The organism is Mesotoga sp. B105.6.4 (assembly GCF_002896535.1).
GTDB lineage: Bacteria > Thermotogota > Thermotogae > Petrotogales > Kosmotogaceae > Mesotoga.
On the sequence record NZ_JWIM01000093.1, the window covers coordinates 1 to 6056 of the forward strand.

The 6056-nt window shown below is 44.7% G+C and carries 5 protein-coding genes and 1 pseudogene; 2 read left to right on the plus strand and 4 right to left on the minus strand.

The genetic code is table 11. The annotated features are described in order from the left end of the window. The 4 genes from RJ60_RS14620 to gnd form a co-directional block, all read right to left on the minus strand. The coding region (locus tag RJ60_RS14620; protein WP_103135241.1) for an IS1634 family transposase at positions 1–1121 on the minus strand (1121 nt) is incomplete at its 3' end. 204 nt (positions 1122–1325) lie between these two features. Beyond that, positions 1326–2078, minus strand: a complete 753-nt coding sequence (gene pgl, locus RJ60_RS14625; protein WP_180979984.1) for a 6-phosphogluconolactonase — start codon at positions 2076–2078, stop codon at positions 1326–1328. Continuing rightward, positions 2062–3558 carry a glucose-6-phosphate dehydrogenase gene (gene zwf / locus RJ60_RS14630; RefSeq protein ID WP_103135243.1) on the minus strand — a complete coding sequence of 499 codons (1497 nt, stop codon included), beginning with the start codon at positions 3556–3558 and terminating at the stop codon, positions 2062–2064. The genes pgl and zwf overlap by 17 nt, the downstream gene beginning before the upstream one ends. Beyond that, a complete protein-coding gene (gene gnd / locus RJ60_RS14635) occupies positions 3545–4480 on the minus strand; it encodes a phosphogluconate dehydrogenase (NAD(+)-dependent, decarboxylating) (protein ID WP_099828434.1) in 936 nt (311 codons plus the stop codon). The genes zwf and gnd overlap by 14 nt, the downstream gene beginning before the upstream one ends. Positions 4481–4936: 456 nt before the next feature. On the opposite strand from gnd, the gene RJ60_RS14640 reads away from it, so the two are divergent. Then, complete coding sequence (locus RJ60_RS14640) at positions 4937–5371, plus strand: hypothetical protein (RefSeq protein WP_103135244.1); 435 nt, start codon at positions 4937–4939, stop codon at positions 5369–5371. 10 nt (positions 5372–5381) lie between these two features. Beyond that, positions 5382–6056: pseudogene (locus RJ60_RS14645) on the plus strand (hypothetical protein); the annotation flags it as partial.

Consider the following 6056-nt stretch of genomic DNA (forward strand, 5'->3'; position numbering starts at 1 on the left):
TGCATACTCAGATATCTTCTGTATCCTCTGTTTCCCACAAGACTCTTAGGTCCCTGTTTAAGTTTCTTCGTAAGGTTCTTCACTATCTCTTCTCTCTTGATTCTGTCTCTTTCTGCCTGAAATGGATTGAAACAGATTACGTATCTCTCCCCCTCATACAGAACTTCCTTTACCTTCAGATTCTCTTCCACTTTTTCGTAATCACCGGGCTGATTCAATACCGCCTCAACTCTCTTGCTCCTTCTCATCTTCACTCCGAATATGTATGACAGTCCGGCCTTATCTATCTCCTCAATGAGTCCGTTGCTTATCATTCCTCTATCGGCTACCACTATAACCCTGTCTATGTTGAATCTTCTTCGTATATCCTCAAGAGCTTTCCTGAAGGTATCTATGTCAGCGGTGTTCCCAGGAAAGATTTGGTGAGCAACAGGGAAACCATCCTTCGTCATTAGTACCCCAATCACCACTTGCTTGCAATCAGATCTGTGATCCTTAGAACGACCATAAAATGACAGGTCAGGTCCTTCTCCCTGGAAGTATGTACTGGTTGTGTCCCAGAAGACTAGATCGAGATTCAAGTTGAAGAGAGTCTTCACATTACTGAAGAGCTCTTCCTCCACCTCTTCCTTGAACTTCTCAAGATAATCCAGTCCACGGTAGTAATGGTGGAGACTCAGCTGCTCGAACTCAGGTCTGTAAACCTTGCTTACCCAATTGTCTACTCCTCTCTTCGATCTCGGTTCGACAAGTCTGTTAAGTACCATAGCGAATATAGCCTCAACGTAATCGCTAACTGCATCCGTATCTCCCAGCAGTCTCCTCAATACCCTTTCAATACCTAGTTCCTTCCACAACTGCTCGAAGATAACAACAGGTCCCCACAGATAGGTTTGATTTACATTAAGGGCTTCTTTTCTAATCCATTCTTTTGTAGAGAAGTTCTTCAGGCTTTCAATGAGCCTATCTATCTGGCCGCTGTTCTGGAGATCATCTACTCTCCCCAGATTAACCAGAACTCTCTGTCTAGTCTTATTCCCCACTCGCATATTCTCTACGAGTTGCAGGTAACTCCTGGTGGAACCGTCTTTGTTTTTGAAGTGTTTCAGTCTAAGAAACATGGCACCTATATTATACCACTATCCACAACTATAAGTCAAGCGCTAACAAAGTGACAAGCAATATAACGTGGCACCGCATCTCGAAAGTGATTCAAGTATCTACAACGAATTCATGAGACTTTCAGATCTTCTTCCTGCGATTTCTTCCATTTTGCTGTCAAGAAGAGCCTTAATCAATGCATGCTCAACAATTCGACAGCAAAGCTAATCAAGAAAGTCTTTTGGTAGAAGCCGAGCCGCTTCTTTGTCGATCATCCAGAAGAGTTTCCCATATTCAGGAGATACAAGACTTATTGGTAGTTCACAGTCATTTTGGACCAGAACCAACCTAGCGATCTCTGCCTTCGCCTTTCCGGAGGCCAAAACGAAGATGTTTCTGGCCTGCTTTAGAGCTCGCAGACCAAGCGTAACCCTTTTGGATGGCCTTCCATCGTAGCTCACTTCACTGGTAAGTACGAGAGAATCACGGTCGATAATTTCAGTCGAACCGGGAAAGAGAGACCCCGTGTGGCCGTCTTCTCCAAATCCCAATATTACAAGATCGAAATCTGTGGAATGTTTTCCAAAATAGTCAATCAGTTCTGTTTCGTATTGAGCCGCGGCAATCTCAGGGGATAATTCACCTTTGATTCTGTGAATGTTTTCCTGGGGAATCTCGATCCTTCTAAGCAGAAGCTCCTTCACGAGTCCGTAATTGCTTTCATCATCATCGGGAGTAACGCACCTCTCGTCTACCCAGAAAAGGTCGACTTTTCGCCAGGGAATACCTTGTTTGTAAGGTTCTTCGGCAAGAATTTCATAAAGTCTTTCGGGCGTAGAACCTCCCGAAAGACCTACTGAAAATCTCTCATGAACGGTTGTTCTGTTCTCGATTAGTTTTGCCAAAGTTTCGGCGGCCGCATGTGATAGCTGCTCAAAGTTTTCGAAGATGCTCAACTGCCTATTTGCCGCCGCCATCTTGCTCCTCTGGTAGTTCTCCATCCTCACCACAACAGCAAACAAACCACTCCCGGCCTTCCCTCGAAACGAGAAAACTGCTTTCTTCGGGACCCCAACTACCGGTTGCATAAGTGCACAACTTGATTTCTCCATTCTCTTGTCTTCTTATTATAGGGTCGATTATTCCCCAAGCTAACTCGATTTCATCAGATCTGGCGAACAATGATGCATCACCCTGCATTACATCTAAAAGGAGTCTCTCGTATGGATCAGGGAGGGTGTCATTACCGAATCCGCTGGAAAAACTGAAATCCATTTTGGCTGTTCTGGTCTTCATCGGACCACCAGGAATCTTTGCCTCGAAATACAGCTTCATTCCTTCGTCAGGTTGAATACAAAGAGATAGAATGTTCGGACTAACATCTTCGCCATTTCCGGATTGTCCAAAAAGCATATGAGGAACGCTCTTGAAATGGACGGAGATTTCCGAAACCTTTCTCTTCATCTTCTTGCCAGATCGAAGATAGAATGGGACTCCCTTCCATCTCCAATTATCCACATACATCCTAAGTGCAGCATATGTAGGCGTTTTTGAATCCTTAGCAACTCCTTCTTCTTCAAGATAGCCATCATACTGACCCAGAACGACGTCTGAACACTTGTTCATTGATCTCAGAACTTTGACCTTCTCATCCCTTAGAGCATCAGCCTCGAAAACTGCTGGCGGTTCCAAAGCCACTAAAGTCAGAAGCTGAAGCATGTGATTTTGAAACATATCTCTCAAAACCCCAGCGGTATCGTAATATCCTGCCCTGTGTTCTACTCCAATATCCTCAGCAACAGTTATCTGAACATGATCAATGTATTGACGATTCCATACTGGTTCAAATATCGAATTGGCAAAACGGAAAGCAAGTATATTCTGAACGGTCTCTTTCCCGAGAAAGTGGTCTATCCTGAAAATCTGGTCTTCCCTAAAAGACTCGTGAACGATCGAATTCAACTTTCTTGCGCTTTCAAGATCTCTTCCAAAAGGCTTCTCGATCACGACGCGGATTTCTCTTCCCTCAGATCCACTGAGACCCAATTTGCCCAAGTGTCTCAGTATGATCGAATGCATTTCGGGAGGAATAGAGAGGTAAAAAAGAAGATTTAATCTAGCCTGCTCGTTCTTCTCCAATTTGTCTATCCTTTTTTTCAGTTCGCTGTATGTCTCTTCTTGATCATACTCGCCCTGCAAGTACTCGATCTTAGTTTCAAATCCCTTCCAGAGATTACAGATCTTTGGATCAGATCTGGAGTAATCCTGAACCCCAGAGAATAACCTATCTCTAAAGTCTTTATCCGATATCTTGCTCCTAGAAACGCCGATAACGTCGAATTTTTCAGGCAGCAGTCCTTCACAACCGAGGGAGTGAACAGCCGGAATCAGTTTCCGTTGTGTAAGATCACCGGAAGCTCCGAATACAATCATTATTGAATTCTCAGTCTTCGCCATCTCTACTCTCCAGTCTCGTTTGTTTTATTTCGTGGCCGCCAAACCTGTTTCTGATGGCTGCAAGGAGTTTTGCCGAATAATCCTCTTCAACGCGGCTCTCAATTCGCTTCTGTAGAGACAATGTAATTACCGGGGCGGGGACGTCGAGATCCATTGCCTCAACAACTGCCCATCGTCCTTCTCCAGAATCTGCAACCCATGGCTCTATGTTGCGGAGATCCTGATCACCGGCTAGTATATCGCTAATCAACTCAAGAAGCCATGACCTGATCACGCTTCCGTGAAGCCATATATCGGTCACTTCCTTCAAATCGAAATCAAACTCCTTCTTCGCTCTAAGAATCTCGAATCCTTCCGCATAGGCCTGCATCAACCCATACTCTATTCCGTTGTGGATCATCTTTGCGAAATGGCCGGCTCCCGCTTGTCCGACTCTTCCCCACCCTTTGTCTTGCTCAGGCGAAAGCGTTGTGAATAATGGCGTGAGGTTCTCTATGATCTCTCTTTCCCCTCCAATCATCATGCTGTAACCTTCTGTCAATCCCCAAATTCCCCCGCTAGTGCCTACATCTACGAACTTGATTCCTCTTTCTGAAAGTCTCTCCGATCGCCTAACTGAGTCTTTATAATTACTGTTGCCTCCGTCAATGACGATATCTCCAGAATCTAGCAAGTCTTTAAGAGCATTTACGGTCGTTTCAGTTGGAACGCCTGCTGGAATCATCAACCAAAGAATCCGAACCGGCGTCAACTTTCCCACAAGCTCTTCCAGAGAAAAGGCCGGGTAAAGTCCTATCTCTTCAGCCAGAGCCTTTGTGATCTCCGAATTCAGATTATAGCCGATGACAGTATGTCCGCCGGCGACGAGTTTTCTGGCGATATTGCCTCCCATTTTGCCAAGTCCTACTATCCCTATCTCCATATGAGGCACCTCTTTCTAAAGAATTCCGATTCTCGGTTTGATGCTCCAAAGCTTCCAGCTTCAGAAACGTATCACTCCAGGTTATGCCTTGTCACTATCAGATTTCGCCCTTCTGTGGTCCTTAAAGCAGACCTCCTACACTCCCATTTTACCAATAGTGGGGTTTTTTTCTTTCTTCGTAACCTCTTCAGACGGCTTTCAAGTCTAATCTCTTTTCTGAAGATACTCGATAAGGATTTTTGCAGCTCAGAATTCCTAAGGCTCCTAGACCACAAAAAATGTTTCATTCCCGCTACCAGAGATTTGACTTTCACAGTGTGAACAAATGACTGATTTTCCATAAATCTTCTATTTAATTAGATAAATCAACTTTCTTCCGAGACCTGAACTCTCCACATAGACGCGCTTTTGCCAATAAGCTGATTTACAAATCAAGATATTTGGGGGGCGTTGTAAATGAAGAAGTATTCTCTCTTTTTTCTTCTGGTATTGCTAATCTTTGTCACGGGTTGCGTTGGTCTTCTTCGAACAAATGCAATTAAGGGCACAGTTTTTGCAGACGAATATATTGAAAACGCTATCGTGAAGGTCTTTGACCTGGACGGAAATCAGGTCATTGAAGGGGAGTTTGAAACCGACAATTATGGGAGGTTCTCGATACCCATACCCACGGGGCTGAAGTTTCCGGTAATAGTTCTGGCGTCCTTCGATATTCCCGAAGAACAGGAAAGGACTGATGCCCTTGCCTCGGTTGTCGAAGAGTCGTTCTATTCGGAGCAAATACTTGTAAATCCAGTCACATCAGTTTTTACGGCCTACATGTTCAGAATGGGAACCAGCTATGCAGAGGCCATTAGTCAGGTCAGAGAAGCCCTAAACGTCCCCCCCTGAGGTGAATGTTTTGAGCCAGCTTCACCCTAAATTCGAGACCTCGTATTTCTCTATGAAAAGGCTCTCGGACTTCGTCCATGAAAACTTCGGCGGAGTTTACAGGGACTTCATAGAGGTAATTGTCGAGGCAATTGTCGGCGGCGCCAAGTACAATTTCGGCGTTGGTGCGACTCTGGATATTGACATCTCAAGCATAGCCAAGGACCTCTTGAAGGGAATAACAACCGGTATAGCATCAAAGGGTGCCGTTAGTGCGATATCGTGGGTTATGAAAAGCCTGTTTGGACTCGGTGATCAAAGCGCAGAAATGATAAGCGAGATTCTCAACCAGGTTCAAGAGATAAACGACAAGCTGGACGTGATGTCTGCAAAGCTTGATACTATTGATGCCGAAATACAGAGCATTCTCACGAAGCTTGACAAGCAGTATTACGATTCGTTTGTGAGAATGGTAGATCAGAACTACTTCACTCCGATCGAAACCTGCACCAACAAGTATATGTTCATTACAACTCTCGATGCAACGACTACCACAGATGTCGCCATCCAGGAACTGATGTACGATATTCAGAACAGCTCGCTCGATCAGGTAATGCTGAACATCAAGAAGGTTATCGTTGGAGGAACTGCTGACACGAGTTATATGTCTCTGTTCGAAATTTCCATTACCAACGCAATGAATGCC

Excerpts from the sequence above, each read along its gene's own strand:
- pgl (WP_180979984.1), bottom strand. The coding sequence starts at position 2,078 with ATGGCGGCGGCAAATAGGCAGTTGAGCATCTTCGAAAACTTTGAGCAG.
- zwf (WP_103135243.1), bottom strand. The coding sequence starts at position 3,558 with ATGGCGAAGACTGAGAATTCAATAATGATTGTATTCGGAGCTTCCGGT.
- gnd (WP_099828434.1), bottom strand. The coding sequence starts at position 4,480 with ATGGAGATAGGGATAGTAGGACTTGGCAAAATGGGAGGCAATATCGCC.
- RJ60_RS14640 (WP_103135244.1), top strand. The coding sequence starts at position 4,937 with ATGAAGAAGTATTCTCTCTTTTTTCTTCTGGTATTGCTAATCTTTGTC.